The 19671-nt window shown below is 66.6% G+C and carries 15 protein-coding genes; 2 read left to right on the top strand and 13 right to left on the bottom strand.

Translation table 11 applies throughout. The features are described 5' to 3' along the window. Window positions 1–466: 466 nt before the first annotated feature. The 8 genes from ACFVMC_RS29215 to eccA all read right to left on the bottom strand — a co-directional run bounded on the left by ACFVMC_RS29215 (window position 467) and on the right by eccA (window position 11041). A complete protein-coding gene (locus ACFVMC_RS29215; protein ID WP_379215550.1) occupies window positions 467–1300 on the bottom strand; it encodes an ESX secretion-associated protein EspG in 834 nt (277 codons plus the stop codon). Continuing rightward, window positions 1297–2460, bottom strand: coding sequence for a PPE family protein (locus ACFVMC_RS29210; protein ID WP_379215548.1), 1164 nt, complete (start codon window positions 2458–2460; stop codon window positions 1297–1299). The genes ACFVMC_RS29215 and ACFVMC_RS29210 overlap by 4 nt, the downstream gene beginning before the upstream one ends. A 30-nt stretch (window positions 2461–2490) precedes the next feature. After that, window positions 2491–2811, bottom strand: a complete 321-nt coding sequence (locus ACFVMC_RS29205) for a PE domain-containing protein (protein WP_379215547.1) — start codon at window positions 2809–2811, stop codon at window positions 2491–2493. Window positions 2812–2937: 126 nt separating this feature from the next. Next, on the bottom strand, window positions 2938–3231 hold the full coding sequence (locus ACFVMC_RS29200) for a hypothetical protein (protein WP_379215545.1): 294 nt from the start codon (window positions 3229–3231) through the stop codon (window positions 2938–2940). Window positions 3232–3270: 39 nt separating this feature from the next. Beyond that, the gene (locus ACFVMC_RS29195) at window positions 3271–3582 is read right to left on the bottom strand and encodes a hypothetical protein (protein WP_379215543.1); all 312 of its coding nucleotides are present in this window, start codon (window positions 3580–3582) and stop codon (window positions 3271–3273) included. 134 nt (window positions 3583–3716) lie between these two features. Then, window positions 3717–7730 carry a type VII secretion protein EccCa gene (eccCa, locus tag ACFVMC_RS29190; protein ID WP_379215542.1) on the bottom strand — a complete coding sequence of 1338 codons (4014 nt, stop codon included), beginning with the start codon at window positions 7728–7730 and terminating at the stop codon, window positions 3717–3719. Further along, window positions 7730–9277, bottom strand: coding sequence for a type VII secretion protein EccB (gene eccB, locus ACFVMC_RS29185; protein ID WP_379215540.1), 1548 nt, complete (start codon window positions 9275–9277; stop codon window positions 7730–7732). Before eccB ends, eccCa begins: the two co-directional genes overlap by 1 nt. A gap of 3 nt (window positions 9278–9280) precedes the next feature. Beyond that, on the bottom strand, window positions 9281–11041 hold the full coding sequence (eccA, locus tag ACFVMC_RS29180) for a type VII secretion AAA-ATPase EccA (protein ID WP_379215539.1): 1761 nt from the start codon (window positions 11039–11041) through the stop codon (window positions 9281–9283). A 349-nt stretch (window positions 11042–11390) separates the two neighbouring features. Here eccA and ACFVMC_RS29175 point away from each other — a divergent pair, with 349 nt between their 5' ends. Together ACFVMC_RS29175 and ACFVMC_RS29170 are read left to right on the top strand one after the other, a co-directional pair. Next, window positions 11391–12611 carry a fatty acid desaturase family protein gene (locus ACFVMC_RS29175; RefSeq protein WP_379215537.1) on the top strand — a complete coding sequence of 407 codons (1221 nt, stop codon included), beginning with the start codon at window positions 11391–11393 and terminating at the stop codon, window positions 12609–12611. Then, window positions 12608–13552: a patatin-like phospholipase family protein gene (locus ACFVMC_RS29170; RefSeq protein ID WP_379215535.1), complete on the top strand. Its 945-nt coding sequence runs from the start codon at window positions 12608–12610 to the stop codon at window positions 13550–13552. Before ACFVMC_RS29175 ends, ACFVMC_RS29170 begins: the two co-directional genes overlap by 4 nt. 39 nt (window positions 13553–13591) lie before the next feature. Here ACFVMC_RS29170 and ACFVMC_RS29165 read toward each other — a convergent pair whose 3' ends face one another. The 5 genes from ACFVMC_RS29165 to ACFVMC_RS29145 all read right to left on the bottom strand — a co-directional run bounded on the left by ACFVMC_RS29165 (window position 13592) and on the right by ACFVMC_RS29145 (window position 19492). Further along, a complete protein-coding gene (locus tag ACFVMC_RS29165) occupies window positions 13592–14947 on the bottom strand; it encodes an adenylosuccinate lyase family protein (RefSeq protein ID WP_379215533.1) in 1356 nt (451 codons plus the stop codon). 15 nt (window positions 14948–14962) lie between these two features. Then, a complete protein-coding gene (locus tag ACFVMC_RS29160) occupies window positions 14963–16681 on the bottom strand; it encodes an ABC transporter permease (protein ID WP_379215531.1) in 1719 nt (572 codons plus the stop codon). Beyond that, on the bottom strand, window positions 16678–17733 hold the full coding sequence (locus tag ACFVMC_RS29155) for an ABC transporter ATP-binding protein (protein WP_379215529.1): 1056 nt from the start codon (window positions 17731–17733) through the stop codon (window positions 16678–16680). The genes ACFVMC_RS29160 and ACFVMC_RS29155 overlap by 4 nt, the downstream gene beginning before the upstream one ends. Window positions 17734–17745: 12 nt before the next feature. Beyond that, window positions 17746–18780, bottom strand: a complete 1035-nt coding sequence (locus ACFVMC_RS29150) for an extracellular solute-binding protein (RefSeq protein ID WP_379215527.1) — start codon at window positions 18778–18780, stop codon at window positions 17746–17748. 112 nt (window positions 18781–18892) lie between these two features. Next, window positions 18893–19492 carry a hypothetical protein gene (locus ACFVMC_RS29145; protein WP_379215526.1) on the bottom strand — a complete coding sequence of 200 codons (600 nt, stop codon included), beginning with the start codon at window positions 19490–19492 and terminating at the stop codon, window positions 18893–18895. Window positions 19493–19671: the final 179 nt, after the last annotated feature.

Raw genomic sequence — 19671 nt, 5'->3', positions numbered from 1 at the left:
GGTACTCGGCGCAGGCTGCTGCGGTGCGGGCTGCTGTAGCGCGGGGGCTTGCCCCGACATCGCCGAGGCGCCCGGCGGCGTGGACTCCGCCTGCCCGGTCGCGCCGCCATGATCTGCCCGGTACTGGCCCGTGTGCCCAGGTGAGACGGATTTGTTTGGCGCGCTACCGCTTTGGCTACTCCCAGCAGGTGCCCCAGCGTCCACCGCACCCCACGGTGGACCCGGCATGTCCGGCCGCGCCGGGGCAGGGGGTGGCGACGGCCTGCCGACTACCGGGGCGGCCTGTCCTTGCTCCGGGGTATTCCATTCGGCCGCTTGCGCATTCGCCGTCGGCTCCGCCGGTTCGGCCGACTGGGCGAACAGCGCCTCGTAACCTCCCCGGGCCGTGGCCGACCCCGACGCGTGCCCGTTCGTCTTCGGTGCTCGGTCCATCTTTCCTCATCCTTCTACTCCCCCGCCCGGGAGCTCAATCGATTCGACTGGTGCCGAACCAATTTCGCCCGGGAAGTAGTTCGACCAGCGCGGCGATGCCCGCCTGTAGCGCGGCATCGTCGCCCGGTGCGAACGTCGACCAGATCTGCCCGTCCAACGCCGCGCGGGGCGTCACGACGAGCCGCCCCGACTGTGTGTCGAGCACACTGACGCACGTCTGCGGTTCCCCTGTCACGCCGTCTCGGTGCTCGATCATCACCAGTTCGGCGCGCCGCACCACCTCGTCGAGAACCCGGCTGAGCACGCCGGCGGTATGCGGCTCCGCACCCAGCTCGAGCAGTGCGGCCCGCCGATCGGCGCGATCGGCGCCGATCTCCGCCAGCTGTGCTGCGTTCGCGGTGAACGGCTCGAAACGCAGTGCGGGACAGGGGCCGAGCGCGGCGGCCAGGGCCGCCGCCACCGGACGCAGGTCCCGATCCTGCTGGAAGACCGGCTGGATGACCACGTGGTCGTCGCAACGCACCGCCAGCACATGGGTGTCCGCGCACCGGACCAGCGACAACCGCAGCATCGCCGCCGGCTCGCCATCCTGGCCGGCATCCATGATGCGCGCCACCAGTTCCACATCGGGCCGGTACAGGCAGCGCAGCCAGTGCTCGACCTGCGGGTGCACCCGGCCGTCCTCGATGATGCCCGCCTCGCCGAGTTGCTCGAGCACGACCGCGCGTACCCGCCTGCTGTCCTCCTCGTCGTAGATATTCGGAAGCAGCACCAGCACCGGCGGGTAGCTCTCGATTCCCACCAGATCCTGCAGCGCCAGTGCGGCATCGACATTCAGATCTAGCGCGACCGGATCGGATTCGATCATTCCGTCCGACCCGAGTCCTCGGGGTCATCGTCGAAGTGTTCGAGCACCCCGATCGCGGGTGGACGCTCCAGCACCGGTACGTCCCCGGGTGTTCCGGGAGCGAACACGGTGCCGGTGCGATGCTCCTCGTCCCGGTCCCGGCGGCGGCCGGTGCGCGGGGCGATGGCACCCGTCGGAGGCTTGCGTGGGGCGACCGGCGCGAACGGTGCAGCTTGTGGAATCGCACCGAACGCCTTGGTCTGTGTTCCGAGCCGCCAGTTCGACGGCATCCGGAATCCGGTCGAGGCGCCGGACATCGTGCCGATTCCGCCACGCACCATGCCCAGCGCGACCATGCTGCCCGCTCCGCCGGACAGTGCGGCAAGCGTCGGCGAAGTCGGTGAGGTGCCCGGAAAACCCATCTGCTCGGTCGGTCCGTCCAGACTCTCCAGACCCTGAAAAGGGGCCTCCGCCAAGGGATCCGTGAGACCGGTGAGTTCCGATATCGGGGCCTCTGCCGCCTGCGCGACATCCGGCACTGTGTTGGCGGCGGCGTCGATTGCCTCGGCGCCCAGCGATTGCGGACCGGTCAGAGCCGAGTCCAATCCGCCTGCGATCGTCGGTGAGCCGATCGGCGCCATCTGCGGGTAAGGGGCCGAGGTGATCGGCGGTGCGGCCGGATTCAACGGCAGCACCGTATTGACCGCTGTCGCCGCGTCGTAGGTCTCCATGACGGCGGCGGCCTGCACCCACATCGCCAGATACAAGGTCTCGTTGGCGGCGATCGCCGGGGTGTTCTGCGCCAGCGAATTACTCGCGACCAAAGCGGTGGTCACCGCCCGATTGGCCAGGATCACCGCCAGCGGCGGCATGCTGGCCAAGGCCGTGGAATACGCCGTCGCCTGGGCGAATGCCTGACCCGCGACCTGCGCCGCGATCATCGCCTGGGAGTGCAACCAGACATTGTGTTCCCGGAACGCGCTCTGCGCGCGGTTCGCCGAATCGCCCTGCCAGGTCGCCGCCATGGCGGATGTCAACCCCTCGCTGCCACCCGCAGTGGCTTTCATTCCCGCGGCCACCGCGCCATATGCCTTGGCGGCGGCGAACATCGGTGCCGGACCCGGTCCGGCGGACAAGCGCCCGGAGTTCAATTCCGGCGGATACGCCCCGTAGAACGGCACGGCAGCACCTCTCCTCCCGCACCTCGCGTGCTAGTCGAAATTCGTGGCGTGGCTCTGGATGACAGCGCCATTGGCGGTGTCGGCGGCCTCGTACCCGACGGCGGCCGGGCCGAGAGCATCGGCACCGTCCTGCATTTTGAGCAGTCCGTCCGCCCAGATTTCCTGAATCTGCTTCGCATAGCCGGAGAATGCGGCCGCGGCCCGCATGCTCGGGTGGTCGAGCGCGGCCGGCAACGGCACCATCGCCGCTGCCACACCGGTGATGACGGCTCCGCAGGAGAACTGCTCGGCGCTCAGACCCGCGCTGGTGGTCTGCAAGTGTTCTGGAGTGACGTTCACGGGAAGCGGCATGGTCGGACTCCGTTCGAGCTGTGTCGGTCTAGGTGGAACAGTAGGCGCTTCCCAGGTGTGGGAAGAATGCGCTGGGCGGGCTCGCGCCTACTCGGGAGCCCGCCCAGGTGGGTATTCACGCACCGGCTAGATCGCCCGGAACAGCGCACCCATTGCGGCATCATTGCCCTGCCAGCTGCCGCCCGAGGCGAACGATGTCTGCATCGCCGAGTTGGCCGCCGCCTTCGTCCTGATCACCTCGTCCCAAGCGTTCTGGAACTTGAGTTGGTACTCGTAGTTCGCACTACCGGCGTCACCCTGAAAGATTTGCTCCATGGTCTTTACCAGGGCATTGAAATTGGCGGCTTCGTCCTGATCCGACGCATTGGCGGCGCGTTCACGGTCCGAAATGTCGTCCCACATACCATAGTTGTTCTGCATTTTGATCAACCTCTCTTTGTGCAGCTTGTGCGGATTCGCTCAGACCCAGTTGGCGTAGTTCAGGCCGGAAGCAGCTTCCTGGTCATGGGCATCCCGTTCCACAGCCGTCTTCTTCACTGCTTCGCTCCCCGCAATGCAGAGCTTGATCAGATTATTGAGCGCCGCAATGTAATTGTCGTACAACCCTTGAGAAGCCGTCGACGAGTATGAATTACTGGATGCGACAGCGACATCGCCCTGGGTTCCCTGCGCCTGCCCCTTCCTGGCCATCAGGGTCTCGGCAAAGTTGTTGATCTTGAGCGCGAAGTCGTTCAGCTCCTCCGGCGAGCCGGTGCAGACGAGAGCAGCCATGGGATCTTCCTTTCATTTCACACTGGCAGCCGAGGCGAGAGGCTCGGCGGAAGTGCCATGTCGGGCTCCGATCGAACTCGTCGGTAGCATTTTGAAGATTAAGCGATTCCCAAGATTGGGAACGTAGGCCGAGGTCAGAGCCGGGATGGCACCGAGGCGCCTTGGATCAAGTCCTTGCGCGACACCATGGGTTCGACCAGAATTCCACGGCCGATCGGCTGCTTCGCTGCCTTGACATCGCCGATAAGCGTGCCGTCGAGCCGCGAGCCGTCCATGATCAGGCCCGCCGAGTTCAGGTTCTTCATTTGGCCGATCACGTTGTCGTACAATGCCGTATCCGCCTGAGCGATATTGCGGGCCGCGATCACGTGCAGGCCGGTATCGCGGCTGTCCACCAGGACTTCCTTGAGCGGTTCGAGCGGATTGAGTGCACCGCGCTGCGCCACCATGTGATAGTCGTCGACGATCACGAATACCTCGGGCCCACTCCACCACGAACGTTCGGCGAGCTGACGGCTGGTGACCGACGCGGGTGGGCGACGTGCGCGCATCTTCTCCACAAGCGGGGGCAACGCGGCTTGTACGTCCCGTTCGCTGGTGACGTGGCCGATCAGCATCTCCGGAGGCACCGATTCCAGGTGCCGACGACGATAGTCGATGAGCAGCACGCGGGCCTGGGCAGCGTCGAACCGCCGCCCGATCGACTCGAGCAGCGCCGCCAGCACCGTGGACTTTCCACACCCGGAGGAACCGAGCACGATGAGATGGTTCGACACCCCGAAATCGACTGCGGCGACACTCAAATCGGATTCACGCACCCCGAAGGGCACTACCAGCCGTTGCGCCAGGTTCACCGGTTCCGGCTGCCCGGACAATACCTGTTCGAGTTCGATACGCGCCGGCAACAACTTCACCGGCGGCGCCGCCCGCCCCGGGTAGTGTGCGCGCACCTGATGGATCGCGGATTCCAGTCCGGCCGAGGCGGATTCGGCATCGGGGTCGCCGTCGACGCGCGGCAGCGCCGTGAACATGTGCAGGGCTTCGGCGGAGATGCAACGACCGGGCCGGTCGGCGGGTACCGCCGCGACCACATTGCGGTGGGCATTGAACACGGTGTCGGTCAGGTCGCCGAGCCGCATCTCGACCCTGGTCTGGATCATATCCTTGACCGCGGGCCGGATCGCCACCCAGCGCGAGCTCGCGACCACCAGGTGCACCCCGTAGTTCAACCCTTGCACCGCAATGGATTCCATGGTCGCGGAGTACTCGTCGAAGTACGGGCCGTTGGTCGCGAACCCGACATCCCAGCCATCGACCACCAGGAACACATCACCATAGGGATCGCGCTCCGCCCAGGGCGGTGGCCCGTCGGAGGAATTGCGGATGGCACGGAACTTGCGCACGGTATCGATACCGAACTCCGCGAACAGCGTCTGCCGGGTCTCGATCAGACTCGTGATCAGGGCGATCGTGCGCCGGATGCGGTCCACGTCGCGCGCGCCCGCGACCGAACCCACATGCGGTAGTTCCTTCAGCGCCGACAGCGCACCACCGGAGAAATCCAGGCAGTAGAACTGCGCCTGCTCCGGCGTGTGGGTCAGCGCGGCGGAGAGGATAAGGGATTGCAGCGCAGTCGATTTCCCGGATTGTGGGCCGCCTACGACAGCCATGTGGCCGCCTGCGCCGGACAGATCGACCGACCACACATCCTGACGCTGCTGGCGCGGCTTGTCCACCAGCGCCAGCGGCAGCTGTAGGGAACCCGGCGTCACCGCGGCGACCATCCGGTCCAGTGTCGGCGGAATATTCAATGGCGGCAACCACATTCGGTGGGCCGGTCGCCCCTGCCCGGCGAGCTGACGCAGCGTCTCCTCCATCACGGTCACGGTGTCCGTTTCCGCCCCGTCCGGTTCCGCAGCAATCGGCCGGGGTTCGACCGGTGCCGCCCGCACATCGATGATCGGCGCGGCGGTGAACCGCTGCGGCGGACGGTATCCACCGCCCGGGCGGCGAGCCCGCTGGGCACCGGTCGCGGAAACCTGAGTCGCCGGCACATACGGTGATCCGACATAGGCGGCCTGGAAGCGCTGTAGCTCGCCCGCGCCGATGCGCAGGTAGCCGGACCCCGGTTTCTTCGGCAGGTGGTAGGCGTCGGCGGTGCCGATGGCATCGCGGGAATCGCTGGTCTGGTTGGTGCGCAACGCGACTCGATAGGACAGGTGCGCTTCCAGTTCACCCATCCGGTTGGCGGGCACCTTCTGCGAGGACAGCAGCAGATGCACGCGCAGCGACCGGCCGAGCCGGCCGATGGCCACGAACAACTTCGAGAAGTTCGGGTATTGCTCGAGCAGTTCGGCGAACTCGTCCAGGATGATCAGCAGTGTGGGCAGTGGCGGCAGTTCCGCGCCCTGTTCCCGGGCGCGTTCGTAGTCGGCGACGCTGGCGAAGTTGCCCGCGTCGCGCAGAATCCGTTGCCGCCGTGCCATTTCGCCGTTGATCACGTCTTCCATGCGGGTGACGAGATCGGCTTCCTCCTCCATATTGGTGACCACGGCCGTCACGTGCGACAGCCGGTCGAACCCGAGGAAGGTCGCGCCGCCCTTGAAGTCGACGAGCAGCAGGTTCAGCGTGTCCGGAGAGTGCGTCGCGACCGCCGAAAGCACCAGTGTCCGAAGGAATTCCGATTTGCCGGAGCCGGTGGCCCCGATACACATGCCGTGCGGGCCCATCCCCTCCTCGGCCGACTCCTTGATATCGAGGTAGACGGTGCCGCCCGCGGGGTCGTAACCGAACGGGATGTTCAACCGCGACCGGTCCACATCCCGGCGCGACACCCACTGCCGATCCACGCGCAACGCTCCCGGGTCCGGGACGCCGATCAGATCGGCCCAGGTGGTGCCGCCGCTGGCCTGATCGGCAGCGACCGCCTCCACCACCGTCGACAGCCGGTACCGCGACAGCCCGCGGGCCAGGGCGGTGGCGGCCGATACCGACATCGTGTCAGCCACGCCGACCCGCCGCAGACCACGCGGGGTCACTTCGTTCAGCGACCGATCCTCGTTGACGATGAATCGCAGTGCGCGCGGTAGCGTCTGTTCCGTCGAGCCCAGCCGGATCCAAGTGCAGCTCTCGATACCGGAGATATCGCGTTCGGCATGCTGGCCGCCACCGTCGACGAGCAACACGAAATGCTTCTTGTCCAATGTGGATTGCGCGTTGGCGGAGAACGGTCCCCGGTTCAGCCCGGCCAGCACCTTCGTCCGGAGCTCCGCGACGGTCCGGTACATCATGCGGCCGGTCCCGATCGCATCGGTATCACTGGAATGCTGGGTGTGTGGCAGCCATTTCAGCCAGGACCACGCGGGCGCCTCGGGGTCGGCGACCACCGCCGCGATCGCCACCTGATCCGGACCGTGCAGTACCGCGATCTCGGCGATCATCGCCCGGACCAATCCGGCGACCGCTTCCTCGGCACCGTCGACCCCGACCAGTGGCGCCGAGAGCAGGTTGATCGCCACGGGCATACCGCCGACGGTGGAGTACGCCTTGGCGAACCTGGTCAGTTCGACGACGCCGACCGGGTCCAGATCCGACGTCGGCGCGGCCTCCGGAACGATCACCCGCACCTGATTGGCGATCCGGCCCCGCCCCATCCGCACTCGCAGGAACTGCGGGCCGGCGACCTGGACCTCCCACATGCGCTGACTGCCGATCAACTGGGAGATCTCGAACGGGCCCGGATGAGTGAAACGCAGATAGGTGTACAACTCCGCTTCCGCGGTGTGCACGGTCTTGCGGTTGTCGGTGATACTGCGCAGATAGTCCTTGCGCTCCTCGTTGAGGCCGGCCGACCCGCCCCCGGCGCCGGTACCGGCGAGACTGCCGCCCATCATGCCGAACATCGAGACCAGCATCATGAGCGGGAAGAACAGCATCATCGGCGAGGGCGTCCCGCCGCTGCGGAACATCATGACCATCATGCCCGCCATCGCCGACACCATGATGACCGGCATGATCATTCGAAGCCGGGACGGCGGAACGGGTTTGGGCAGTTCGGTCGGCGGTTGCAGGCGCAATTCGGTGACCGCGGGCGCCTTGGGGCCGCGCACCATGCGGGCGGGCCGGACGAAGCGGCGAGTGCTGGTCACTAGGGGGTACCGCCCAGGCCGGCGACGATCTTGTTCGGCGGCAGGCCGTCGTGCTGGATCCGCGCGTCTCGTTGCGAGAGCGCGGGCCCGACCGCGAACAGCGACACAATCGGCCAGGGTGCGGGCACCGGCGCGCGCAACCCGAGCGCGCGCAAGGTCGTGCCGGAGGTGTCGGTCCCGGTGTCGATGCCGTAGCGAACGCCGCTGTCGGAGATCCAGTACAGCGATTCACGCAGGGGCGATGCCGAATTCGCGCCCGTGACCTGGACGAAACGACCGGTGTCCTTCGGTACGTACGCGGCGTCGGCGGTCACGCCCTTCGCCCCGGCGGCGGTCACCAGATCGACGGCACGGTTCTGTTCGCTCGACGTCACCGGCAATCGGCCGGCGACCAGCAGCGCGGTAGCCGCGTTCGGTTCGCCGTCGCCCTTGGCCCAGCTGTAGCACGTCACCGCGAGCCGCTCGGCGTCGGCGAGGCGCACCGGCGCGGTCGGATAGGTCGCCGTCCCGGGCCATCCGCCGGGGCGCAGATTGTCCGCGATCACATCGGGCCCGACGGTTCTGGTGACCACGGCGCCGTGGGAGTCGGCGTTGCGGATCATCGAGGCGAGCACGGCGGTGATCCGAACGACGCCGCTCTGCGACACCAGATAGTTCATCGCCCCCTGATCGGTCCCGGCGACGGTCAGCACCGAACCCACCGGAGCGGTGAGACCGGAAGCGAGCGTGACGATGTCACCGGCGCCCGGCACGACCGGAACCCGAATCGGCGGCACTTCCGGAATCGCGTTGATCAGACCGGTGGAGGCCCCGAGTACCGGTGTGGTGGCATCGATTCCAAGCGCGAGCAGCACCGGCGAGTCCGCGAGATCGATCGCGGCCCGCACGACACCGTTGGGACCATCGCGATAGACCAGCCAGGTGGTCTTGTCGGCACGGAGCAGGCGGGCCTCACCCTCGGCCAGCTGCCGCGCCGCCGCGCCGTCCACCGTGAGCGGGCCGCCGATCACGGTGGTTCGCACCGCGGAACGACTGGTCGTCGGCAGTCCGGTCTTGGGGTCGACGAGCGCGGCCGCTTCGGTTCTCGATGAATCGCAGACGGCCCAGTCGGAGTGGCGGTCACCGGAATCGGTGATGCTGCCAGGCGCGCCCGGAATCCCCACCCACGGGCCACGGGGAAACTTCGCCAGTTCGTCCCGGCCGACGCGAACCGGATTGTCCGGCGATCCGATGATCAACCGTGCGGAGGTCAGATTCAGCGCCGGATACATCCGATCGCCGACCCGGACGAACAGCGCGCCGGAATCCTTGTCGGCGACGATCTTCGAATCCCCGATCTTCTTCGCCGGTTTGAAGAAAGCCAGTACGGCGGCCCCGGCGATCACGACACAGGTCAGGGCGATTCCGATCGCCAGGGCGGTGGACCGGCCGCGCTGCGGATCGTCGATCATCGACGCTTCCCGGCGCACCAGGGCGTGCTCGATGCGGCGCAGCAGAAATCGCCACCCCGACACCTGGTGCCTGGTCACCACCCGGAAGCGGGCCACGACTCACACCGCCGTGCTGGGCGCCAGGCCGCTGACCGCCGCGGTGATATCGGCGGCATCGATGGTCATCAGCTCTTCGTCGGTCAATACCGAGACATCGACGTTGTCCCGGACGAAGCGATAGTCCCGTTCGGCCTCGGCGGCCTCGACCACATTCCGGATGAAGCGGCCGTTGCCGGCCAGATCGATGAGCCGGCGACCGTTGCGGCTGTGCTCGGACAGCGCCGCACAGCGCGCGAGCAGCACCTCGCGGGCCGGTCCGGCGAGGATCGAATCCTTCTTGCGCGCAATGTGATCCGCGATAAGTACCAGCTCCTCGGGATCGTAGCTGGCAAATCGGATCCGCTTGGTGAACCGGGAGGCGAGCCCGTCGTTGGAGGCCAGGAACCGGTCGATCTCCTCCTCGTAGCCCGCGATGATCACGACCAGTTTGTCGCGATCGTTCTCCATCCGGGCCAGCAGCGTATCGACGGCTTCCTTGCCGAACGCGTCGCCGCCGGACAACCCCTCCTGGATCAGGGTGTAGGCCTCGTCGACGAACAACACACCGCCCAGCGCCGAGTCGATCAGCGCGTTCGTCTTCGGCGCGGTGTGGCCCAGGTGGGTTCCGACCATGTCGTTGCGTGAGGCTTCGATCACCTCGGCGTTCTGTACCACGCCGAGGCCGGCGAAGATCTTGGCGATCACGCGGGCGATGGTCGTCTTACCGGTGCCGGGTGGGCCGGAGAAGATCAAGTGCTGTGCGCGGGCGTCCACGGCCAGGCCGCGCTTGGCGCGCACCTGATCCATCTGCACCCCGGACTTGAGCCGGTCCACCTGCTCTTTGACCGAGTCCATGCCGATCTGCGCGTGCAGGAGGTCCGAGGCCTCGGTCAGCAGCGCGTCCCGCTCGGCGCGCGCGGTGCCCGCCGCGACTTCGGACGGGTCGTCGCCGGTCTTCGAGTCCCACGGGTCGGTCCGCGAACCGATCACCTCTGGTGTGGTCAGCTGCAACCGGTAGGCCTTGTCCCCTACCGCCCGTTGCCATTCCGCACGTTCGGACCACAGTCCCGATCCCGGCAGCCCGCCCAGGTATTTGTCGGCGGCGTCGTGATCGCCGGTGTGCCGCAGCACCATGCCGAGCAGGAAGTGCGCATCAGCCCACAGGTACGAGGTGCTGCCCGAAGAGCTTTCCTGCACGATCCGCTGTGTGCGCGGCAACGCCTCCTCGAATCGGCCGAGCCGGGCAAAGGATTCGGCAGCCATCAGCTCGGCCGCGATATCGAGCAGGTCGTCCTGCAATTGGGGCCTGCGGGCGCGCGCCGCGATCACCTCCGGCCACCGTCCGGTGCGGAAGTACAGCGACATCCGTACCCAGTCCGCGACGTCGTCGGCCGGAATCTCGTCGAGAATGGCCGCGGCTTCGCGCCATTCACCGCCGTCGGCGTAGGAGCAGGCCTGCGCGACCGCGATCTGATCGCGATCGGCCATCGCCACCCGCAGCCCGTACATCCCGGCATCGACCTGGCACCACAGCGCACGTTCGACCAGACCGGCCCGCTGCTGATCCCGATACAGGTTGTGGACCGAGCGATAGGCACCGTAGATCACCTCACCGGTCACCTCACCGGCCATGGCGCGACCCAGCCACGCATCGCACATATCGGGATCGAGGTCGGTCGCGGCCGTGAACGCCGCGGCCGCCTGGCGGTCGTCGCGCACACCCCCGGCGACCAGACCCAGTTTTTGCACACCTGTGTAGAACGCGTCCTCGGCCGCTGACACTCGGACTTCCTTCCGACGATCTCGCGTGGTCGACGATAGACACTCGGGGTCACACCTCGGCCCCGGTATTCCCAGCAGCGGGAAACCGGTCCACCGCCCAGCTCAACTAACCGTCAAATGTCGGCCACCTGTTGAATGCGCCGTTGTTTGACGGTACTGTCCTGTTCGGGTCAGCGGTACCTCATCCCTCGGGCCCACCTCGGATCCGCGCCACCCTCATCACGCGGATCCCACCTCACCCGCTGGGCGGTGGCTGTGAACCTGCAGCGCGCGGCCACCCCCAGCGGACGGACTCCCCGGACCGCCACGCCGGTTCCGATGCTCCCGGTCAGTTCCCGAAAGGACCCGCGTGGCGATCACCGATATCAAAGCTTTCGCCCACCTGACCGATTCCGATATCGACGCGCTGCGCACGGACCTGGACACCCTTCGGCGTGAGGTCGAGCAGTCCCGTGGCCATCGCGATCGTGAGTACATCCTGCGCGCGATCAGAATCCAGCGAACCCTGGAAATCGCCGGGCGCGCAACACTTCTGGCGAGCCGACAGCGCGGCGCCCGGTACCTGGGCATCGCCCTGCTGACCACCGCCAAGGTGATCGAGATGATGGAGCTCGGCCACAATATCTCGCACGGCCAGTGGGATTGGATGAATGATCCGGAAATCCATTCCACCACATGGGAATGGGATTTCGCCGGGCCGTCGGCACAGTGGAAGCGCTCGCACAATTATGTCCACCACACCTACACCAATGTCGTCGGCCTGGACGAGGACCTGAGCTTCGTCGTCCTGCGCATGACGCGTGACGAGCCGTGGCGTCCGATCCACCTCATCCAGCCGCTGGTGAGCGTGGTCGTCGCCGCCGGATTCGAATGGGCCATCTCCTTGCACGACTGGGGACTGGAGCGCAGGCATACGTCCGCGCCGCGCCGCCACCTCGTGTCGGCACCGAACACCGCCTTCCTCCGCAAACTGTCCCGGCAGCTCGGCAAGGATCTGCTGTTCTTCCCCGCTCTCTCGGGCCGAAGATTCAAATCCACCGTCCAGGCGAATGTCACCGCGCTGGTGCTGCGGAATCTTTGGGCCTATGTCGTGATCATGTGCGGCCACTTCCCGGACGGCGCCGAGAAATTCACCGTCGAGGAATTCGAGAACGAGAACCGAGGTGAGTGGTATCTCCGCCAATTGCTCGGCACCAGCAATTTCACCGCCGGTCCCGTACTGGCATTCCTGACCGGCAACCTCTGCTTCCAGATCGAACATCACCTGTTCCCCGACCTGCCCAGCAATCGCTACGCGGACATCGCGGTGCGGGTGCGCGAGGTGTGTGACAAGTACGACCTGCCGTACACCAGTGGCTCACTGCCACACCAGTTCTGGCAGTCCTATCGGACGGTGTTCAAGCTGGCGCTGCCGAATCGCTTGCTGCGCCGCACGGCAGACGACGCGCCCGAGACCCGGTCGGAACAGAAGTTCGCGAACCGCCTACCGCATCCGGTGACACCGACACGATATGGCCTTCGATCGGCGCTCGCTGCGGCGGCCCACAAGAGTCGAGGACAAAGGATATGACAGCGCAGCCCCCTGTGATCCGCATCCTGGCCGGGGTAGCCGGTCGCAGTCTCGCGTTCATGATCGGGATGACCAGCGGCGCGGTCGAGGCACTGTCGGCTCGGCTGGCGACCGCGCAGCGCAGCTCGTCGGTCACACCCCAGCCGATCGTGCTCGGGGTCAGCGCCGGTGCCTTCGCGGCCGCGGTGGTCGCGATGGGTATCAACGGTTCCGAAGCACGCCGGCTGGCGGCGGACTTTCCGGAAGTCGATGTGCTGGGAAAACGCAGTCTGCGCGGATTCTTGACCAAGCGTGAACTCTATCCCGACGCCCAGCTTCGGCGGCTGGCCGACGCGATCGTCGGCGACCGGACCTTCGCCGACTTCGCCCTGCCCCGGGAACTGAGCGGACTGGCGCCACGGGGGCTGGCGTCCGCGCTGATCATCCCGGTCTACTCCGCGACACACGGCACTCTGCTGCTGCCGAGAGACCTGCCGAAGCTCGGATTCGACGATCTCCCCGTCGCCGACGTGCTCGTCGCCGCGACTCGGTTCCCCGGGGCGCTGCCGGCGGCCGCCGGACTGGAGGACCTCTTCGACGGCGGACTCCAATACCGGGTTCCACATGAGGTTTTCGCGCCGGACCCGGCCTTGATCCTGGAGATGTCGACCCCGGAACCACACAACAGTCGCGGTGGGCTGGTCTTTCCGCTCATGCATCCGGCGCTACCTGTCATCACCGATCGCCCACGCCCGTACAACTACCCGACCGTGCGCGATTCGACAATATTCGGCAATCTGCCGTACGGCTCCGCGATGAAACCTCCGGCGCAGACGACCGTTCAGCAGTTCGATCGAGGCTACGTCGTCGCACAGACTTGGATCCGATCGCGGACGCACGACCAATTGCGCGCGCTCGGTATTCCGACCGCCGCACCGGTCGGTGACCGCCGTGCGGGCTGACCCGTCGCAGCGGCAGCGCGGCCGCACGGCGTCACCCGGTCATTGCTGGGCGTCGGCATCCCCGCGTTCACGGGCGCGAGCCGCCTGAACGCGGGCGATGGACGCGGCGGAGCCGAGGTGGGTTTCGTGCTCCAGCAGCCATTTCAGCTCCGCAGCGTCCAGCTCGTCGGTGAGCCGCCGGTCAGCGGCCAGCAGATCGGCGAACGATGTCCCGGTCGTAGCGGCCGTCTGGGCGGCGTCGTACACCACCTCGTGTGCTGTCTGCCGGCCGAGGATCAGCCCGAGCCGCAACATGATCGCCTCGGAGGAGATCATGCCCGCCGACAGCTCGAGGTTGCGCCGCATCCGCTCCGGGTTCAGCCGTAGATCCGCGAGGATCACCCGCACCCGGGCGAGCGACTCGGCGGTCAGCTCGCACACCCGTCGCTGGACCTCGAACATATCCGAGGGCGCGTTGTCGGCTTCGTGCTCACTCAGCGCGGATTCGAGGGCCAGCGGGACGAGTGCGCGAATCTCGTTGGTGCAGCCGATGATGTCCTGGCACAGTTGCGGATTGCGTTTGTGCGGCATGGTCGAGCTGCCGACCGTGCCGACCGGCATCGGCTCCTCGGCCTCCTGGTATTCGGTCTTCATCAGCTGATAGATCTCGCGGCCGATCTTCCCGCTGGTCGTGGCGATCAGTCCCAGCACGGTGACGAATTCGGCGTGGTGATCGGCGATGGCGCGGGACGGCACCGGCATCGGCGTCAGGTCGAGGTATCCGGCGACCACCCGCTGTAGCTTCCCGGGATCCGCACCGAATGACGCGCCGGTGCCCGCCGCGCCGCCGATTATCGCGACGAACAGCCGGGGCGCGAGCTCGTCGAGACGCCGGCGATGACGAAGGCACTCGTCGATCCACGCCGAGGTCTTGTAGCCGAAGGTGATGGGGACGGCGTGCTGGCCGTGTGTGCGCCCGGCCATGACCAGGTCGGCGGTGCGCTCGGTGAGATCGGCCAGCACTGCCAGGATGTCGCGCAGTTGAGCTTCGATGAGCGCGTGGGCACGCCGCAACAGCAGCGTGTCACCGGTCTGGGTGATGTTCTGGGTGGTGGCGCCCCAGTGCACCCATCCGCCGTGTGGTTCACCGGTCACCCGGCTCAGTTCGACGATGAGCGGCATGAGTGGATGGCTGGTGCGCTCGATCTCGGTCTCGACGTGCGCCACATCGAGCTGTCCGAGGTCACATGCCCGGGTGATCGCCGCGCCGGCCTCCGCCGGTATCAGGCCCAGTTCGGCCTGCGCGCGGGCCAGGGCGGCTTCGACGTCGAGCCAGCACTGCCAGCGCGCCGGGGTTGCGAACAGGGACTCCATCCCGGTCGCGGGTACCCGGCCAGAGGTGAATCTCTTTGCCATGCCGTCCTTTCCGAATCATGCCGGGCCACCCGAGCGCCCCCGCCGCAGCGCGTTGTCGGTGATCAGCACCGCGAGGATCAGCACGATCTGTACCGAACCATAGGCGGCGGCCGTGCCGAACTCCGAGGAGTAGATGCGGTTGTAGATCTCCACCGACAGCGGCGGATAGCTGGCCGGATAGATGACCACGGAGGCGACGTATTCCCCGACTCCGTCCACGAACGCCAGGAGCGCTCCGCCGATGATGCCGCGCGAGATCAAAGGAATCGTGACGGTGCGCAGGACCGTGAACGGTCCGGCACCGAGATTCCGGGCCGCCTCCTCCAGTGCCGGGTCGACGGTTTCCAACGCCGCCGAGGTGGAGCGGAACACCAGCGGAACGAACCGCACGAAGTAGGCGACCGGGAGGATCCACAGGGCACCGACCAGTGACAGACCCAGATTCGACGCGCGCGGCTCGTTGAACGCGTTCACCAGATTGACGCCGATGACCGTCCCGGGCAGTGCCCAGGGCAGCATGATCAAGAAGTCGACCGAGTTCCGGCCGGGCCCGCGCCAGCGGGCCACCACGTAGGATCCGGCGACACCGAACACGATGGCACCGATCGTCGCGACGAAGCTCATCTGGACACTCACCGAGATCGGCAGCAGGCTCCCGGGATCCGTGAACAGCGTGGCGTAATTGGCGAAGGTGTACTCCGGCGGCAGGATCTGCGAGGTCCAGGATCCGTCCACGGACAGCGACAGCAGGACAACGGTGAGCACAGGAGCCATGAGCGCGAGGGTCAGGATCGCCGAGCCCGCACCCGCGAACCAGCGGATGGGACCCCGGCCGACGGTACGATCGCGCTGGATTCCCTTGGACAAACTGCGGTGCAGGCGTCGTCCCTGATACCACTTCATCGCGATCAGGAACAGGATCGACACGGTCGCCAGCACGGTCGCCAGCGTGGCCGCGAGCTCCTGATTGCCGACCGTCTTGGTCGCGACTATCTGCATGGTGAGTGTCTGGACGTTGTAGAGCTGCGGCGCCGTGAACGACGCCATCGAGATCATGAAGGTCAGCAGCGCGCCCGAGGCCAGCGCCGGAGTGAGCATGGGCAGAATCACGGTGCGCCACACCCGCATCCGGCTCGCGCCGAGGTTGTAGGCCGCCGATTCCAAAGCGGAGTCCAGGCCCGCGAGCCCCGCGGCGACCGGCAGGTAGACGAACGGATACATGGTGAAGACGTGCACCAGCAGCACGCCACCGATGCCGTTCACCGAGACCACTCCGGCGTCGAAGCCGAACCATTGAGCCAGTGCTCGGGGCACGATCCCGGTCTCGCTGTAGAGCAGCACGAACGAGACCGCCCCGATCAGCGGCGGCAGCGCCATGGGCAGAATGGCCACCGTCTCCAGGATCCGGCGACCGGGAAAGTCGAAGCGGTTCAACAGGATCGCCAGCAGGGTGCCCACCAGCAAGCAGCCGAGGACCGAACCGAGCGCGATCCCGACCGACAACGTGAGCGCGGTCCTGGACGCACCATCGAGAAAGTTGCCGTAGTTCGCCGCGGCACCCGCACCACCGGTACTGGTGACCGCCGTGTAGGCCATCGGGACGACAACCAGGAAAACCAGTACCGCGAGCACCGGTGCCGCCAGGACATAGACGAAACGATCGCTGGACGTGGCCGGCACCCGCCGCCGTGGCGACGCGGCCACCGCCGCGACCTCGGCCACGGGAGCGGTCACGGCCGCACCAACCAGGGCCGGCCCGCGGTGATGCCGACGGACACGCTGTCGCCCAGCTGTGGTCGAGTACCGCTGTCGGACACGGTGACCTGGAGGCTCATCTCCTCCGATGCGACGGTGTAAGTACTTGTCGCACCGTTGAATTCGCGCACAGATACCCGCCCCTTGAACAGACCGTCCTCGGGGGTGGTGAATCCCAGCGTCTCCGGTCGGATCGACAGCGCCAGCTCGTCTCCGGCCGCGACCTCGAAGTTCGGCGGTGGCGGGGTGACGGCGGCACCGTCGGACAGACTCACCCGGACCGACTGCTCCTCCACATGCTCCACCCGCACCGGGACCACATTGCTGCGCCCGATGAACCTGGCGACGAATGCCGTTGCGGGACAGTGATAAACAGTGTCGGGGGTGTCGATCTGATGCACGCGCCCGGCGTCCAGCACGGCGATACGGTCGCTCATCGCCATCGCCTCCGCCTGATCGTGGGTGACATAGACCGCGGTGATACCGGCTTCGGTCTGCACCCGCCGGATCTCGGCGCGAGTCTCCTCACGCAGTTTCGCGTCCAGATTCGACAGTGGCTCGTCGAGCAGCAGCACCGTCGGCGCGATGACCACCGCGCGCGCCAGTGCCACCCGCTGTTGCTGCCCGCCCGACAGCTGGTCGATCCGGCGGGCGGCGTAACCGGCCAGGCCGACCTGTTCGAGCGCCGCCCGCACCCGTGGTTTGCGGTCCTTCCGCCCGATCCTGCGCGTCTTCAATCCGTAGGCCACGTTCTCGGCGACCGTCATATGCGGGAACAGCGCGTAGTTCTGGAACACCATCCCGGTATCCCGGCGGTTCGGGGCCATCCCGGTGACATCCTTGTCGCCGAACAGGATTCGGCCACTGGTCGGTGCCACGAATCCGGCGATCATGCGCAGCAGCGTCGATTTCCCGCAGCCGGAGGGCCCGAGCAGGGTGAACAGTTCACCGGCGCCGACGGTGGCGTCCAATCGGATATCGGTTCCGGAGTCGTACTGCTTCTGGACATGGTCGAGCGTTATCGAGGTCACCAGCACTCCCGGTCAGCCGCGGTTCTTGATGTGTTGCACCCAGTAGTCGATCCACCCGGTCTCCTCCCGGCTGACCGTTGTCCAGTCGACCGGCATCTCCCGCAGCGACACCTCGGTCAACCAGGCGGGCGGCGTCGGAATCGCCACGGTAGGTAGCTGAAAATACTTGTCGGCCAGCATTTGCTGCGTCGCCGGTCGCAACAGGAACTCCATGAAGGTGTCGGCCGCGTCGCCGTGCGGGCCGCCTTTGATCTTGCCGACGCCGTCGAGCAGCATCGGCGCGCCGGAAACCGGCATCACCGGCGTGAACGGCGCACCCTTGGCGCGCTGTACCAGGACATCCTGGAGATTCCAGACGCTGGCCGCGGCTTCCTGACGCTGAATGCGCAAGAACAGATCGCTGGGGTTGGCGGCATAGTCCTCGGTATTGCGATCCAGCGCACGCAGGAACTCGTACCCGTTGTTCGGATCACCGGTGCCGGCAAAAGATCGCCCGATCAGCGCGGAGTAGATGCTGCGCATTGTTCCCGATGCGGCCACATCGCGAATCATCAACTGTCCCCGCATATTCGACCCGATCAGGTCGTCCCAGTCCTTCGGCGCGCGCTCCGGGGACAGCATCGCGCTGTTGTAGAAGATTATCTGCGCCGCGCGCATCTCGGCCAGCCACAGGGTCCCGGAGCCACGGTACGGCTCGGGCACCCGGGCAATCACCTCCGCGTTCGCCGGACTCAGCAGCTGTGCGCCGACAGCCTGCCCGAACTGCTGCGACGTGCCGCCCCACCAGACATCCGCCTGTGGCCGATGCTTCTCGGCACGTACCCGGTGTACTACTTCGCTCGCCCCGAGGGTGAGCATCCGTACGCGCCCCTCGAATTCGGGATTCGCCTGCTCGAAAGCATCGAGCACACTCTGCGCAATCGGTTTCGGGCGAGAGGTGTAAATGGTCAGCGCCGTAGCATTCGGGCCCGACGTCAATCCACATGCCGCCACCGCGGACAACAACGCGATCAGTGCCAGGAATACGGTCGGCCGCCTGGTCCTCATGCCGCGAATTCCTCTCGCCCGAACCGATGCGAAATTACCGTAGCAACGGCGTTACTCCGGCCGAAATGTTTTGCAGGTCAAAGGAATGTAAGATCTCCCGGCACCGAGCGCCTCAGATCTGACCGGTGAGTACCGCGTTCATCGCATCCGCGAACGGTTGCCCGCCCATGATGTAGCCGCCGGCCACCGCGCCGATGAACGCACCGGCCGGTCCGGTGAGAATGCTGAAGAAACCCATGCCCAGGATGGCACCCAGCAAGCCGCCGATGAGCCCGCCGGCGACCACGCCCACCACATTCTTGTTGATCTCGGCCATCAGCCGATCGGATGAATTGACCGGCATCATCTCACCGATCTCCTTCGCGTCCGCTTTCGGCGTGAGCGCGAGTTCCCGACCGTCGCCGCTGATCTCGTGCGCCACCGGCAGGCGCTTGCCGGCGACATCGAAGGTCAGTGGCACCTCGGCCACGACGCCGCCGCTGTCGGACTTCAGCCGGACGACCGCGCCGTCGTCGGCGAGTTCGAACCTGCCGCCGTCGACGGCGGTGACCACCTTGGTGAGATCGGACAGTACGGTGCGGTAGGAGACCGACTGCTCGACACCGGAAGTCTCATAGTCGACTTCGATCGGCTCCGCATGCACCATCCCCGCGCGGATTCCGAGCGTGGCGACGCCGATGCAGGCGGTAGCGGCCACGGTGCCCAACTTCATTCCGAACTCCCTCTTACCCGACATCGGCCCGGGCGGCCGAATGGCGTGCGACTGTACCAACCGCGAACTCTATTGCCAGGGTTGGGAATTCGTCCGCCCGACGAGGTCGGGCGGATGCAGTATGCATGCCGTGTATTTGTCGAGTACCAGGAAGGATTACCGGTGCCCAAGCGATGGGT

The sequence above is a fragment of the Nocardia sp. NPDC127579 genome (genome assembly GCF_042672005.1).
In the GTDB taxonomy this organism is placed as follows: Bacteria; Actinomycetota; Actinomycetes; order Mycobacteriales; family Mycobacteriaceae; genus Nocardia.
Note: the sequence above shows the minus strand (reverse complement) of the source record. Positions and strands in the feature narration are given on the sequence as shown.

Excerpts from the sequence above, each read along its gene's own strand:
- ACFVMC_RS29215 (WP_379215550.1), bottom strand. The coding sequence starts at position 1,300 with ATGATCGAATCCGATCCGGTCGCGCTAGATCTGAATGTCGATGCCGCA.
- ACFVMC_RS29205 (WP_379215547.1), bottom strand. The coding sequence starts at position 2,811 with ATGCCGCTTCCCGTGAACGTCACTCCAGAACACTTGCAGACCACCAGC.
- ACFVMC_RS29200 (WP_379215545.1), bottom strand. The coding sequence starts at position 3,231 with ATGCAGAACAACTATGGTATGTGGGACGACATTTCGGACCGTGAACGC.
- ACFVMC_RS29195 (WP_379215543.1), bottom strand. The coding sequence starts at position 3,582 with ATGGCTGCTCTCGTCTGCACCGGCTCGCCGGAGGAGCTGAACGACTTC.
- ACFVMC_RS29170 (WP_379215535.1), top strand. The coding sequence starts at position 12,608 with ATGACAGCGCAGCCCCCTGTGATCCGCATCCTGGCCGGGGTAGCCGGT.
- ACFVMC_RS29165 (WP_379215533.1), bottom strand. The coding sequence starts at position 14,947 with ATGGCAAAGAGATTCACCTCTGGCCGGGTACCCGCGACCGGGATGGAG.
- ACFVMC_RS29150 (WP_379215527.1), bottom strand. The coding sequence starts at position 18,780 with ATGAGGACCAGGCGGCCGACCGTATTCCTGGCACTGATCGCGTTGTTG.
- ACFVMC_RS29145 (WP_379215526.1), bottom strand. The coding sequence starts at position 19,492 with ATGAAGTTGGGCACCGTGGCCGCTACCGCCTGCATCGGCGTCGCCACG.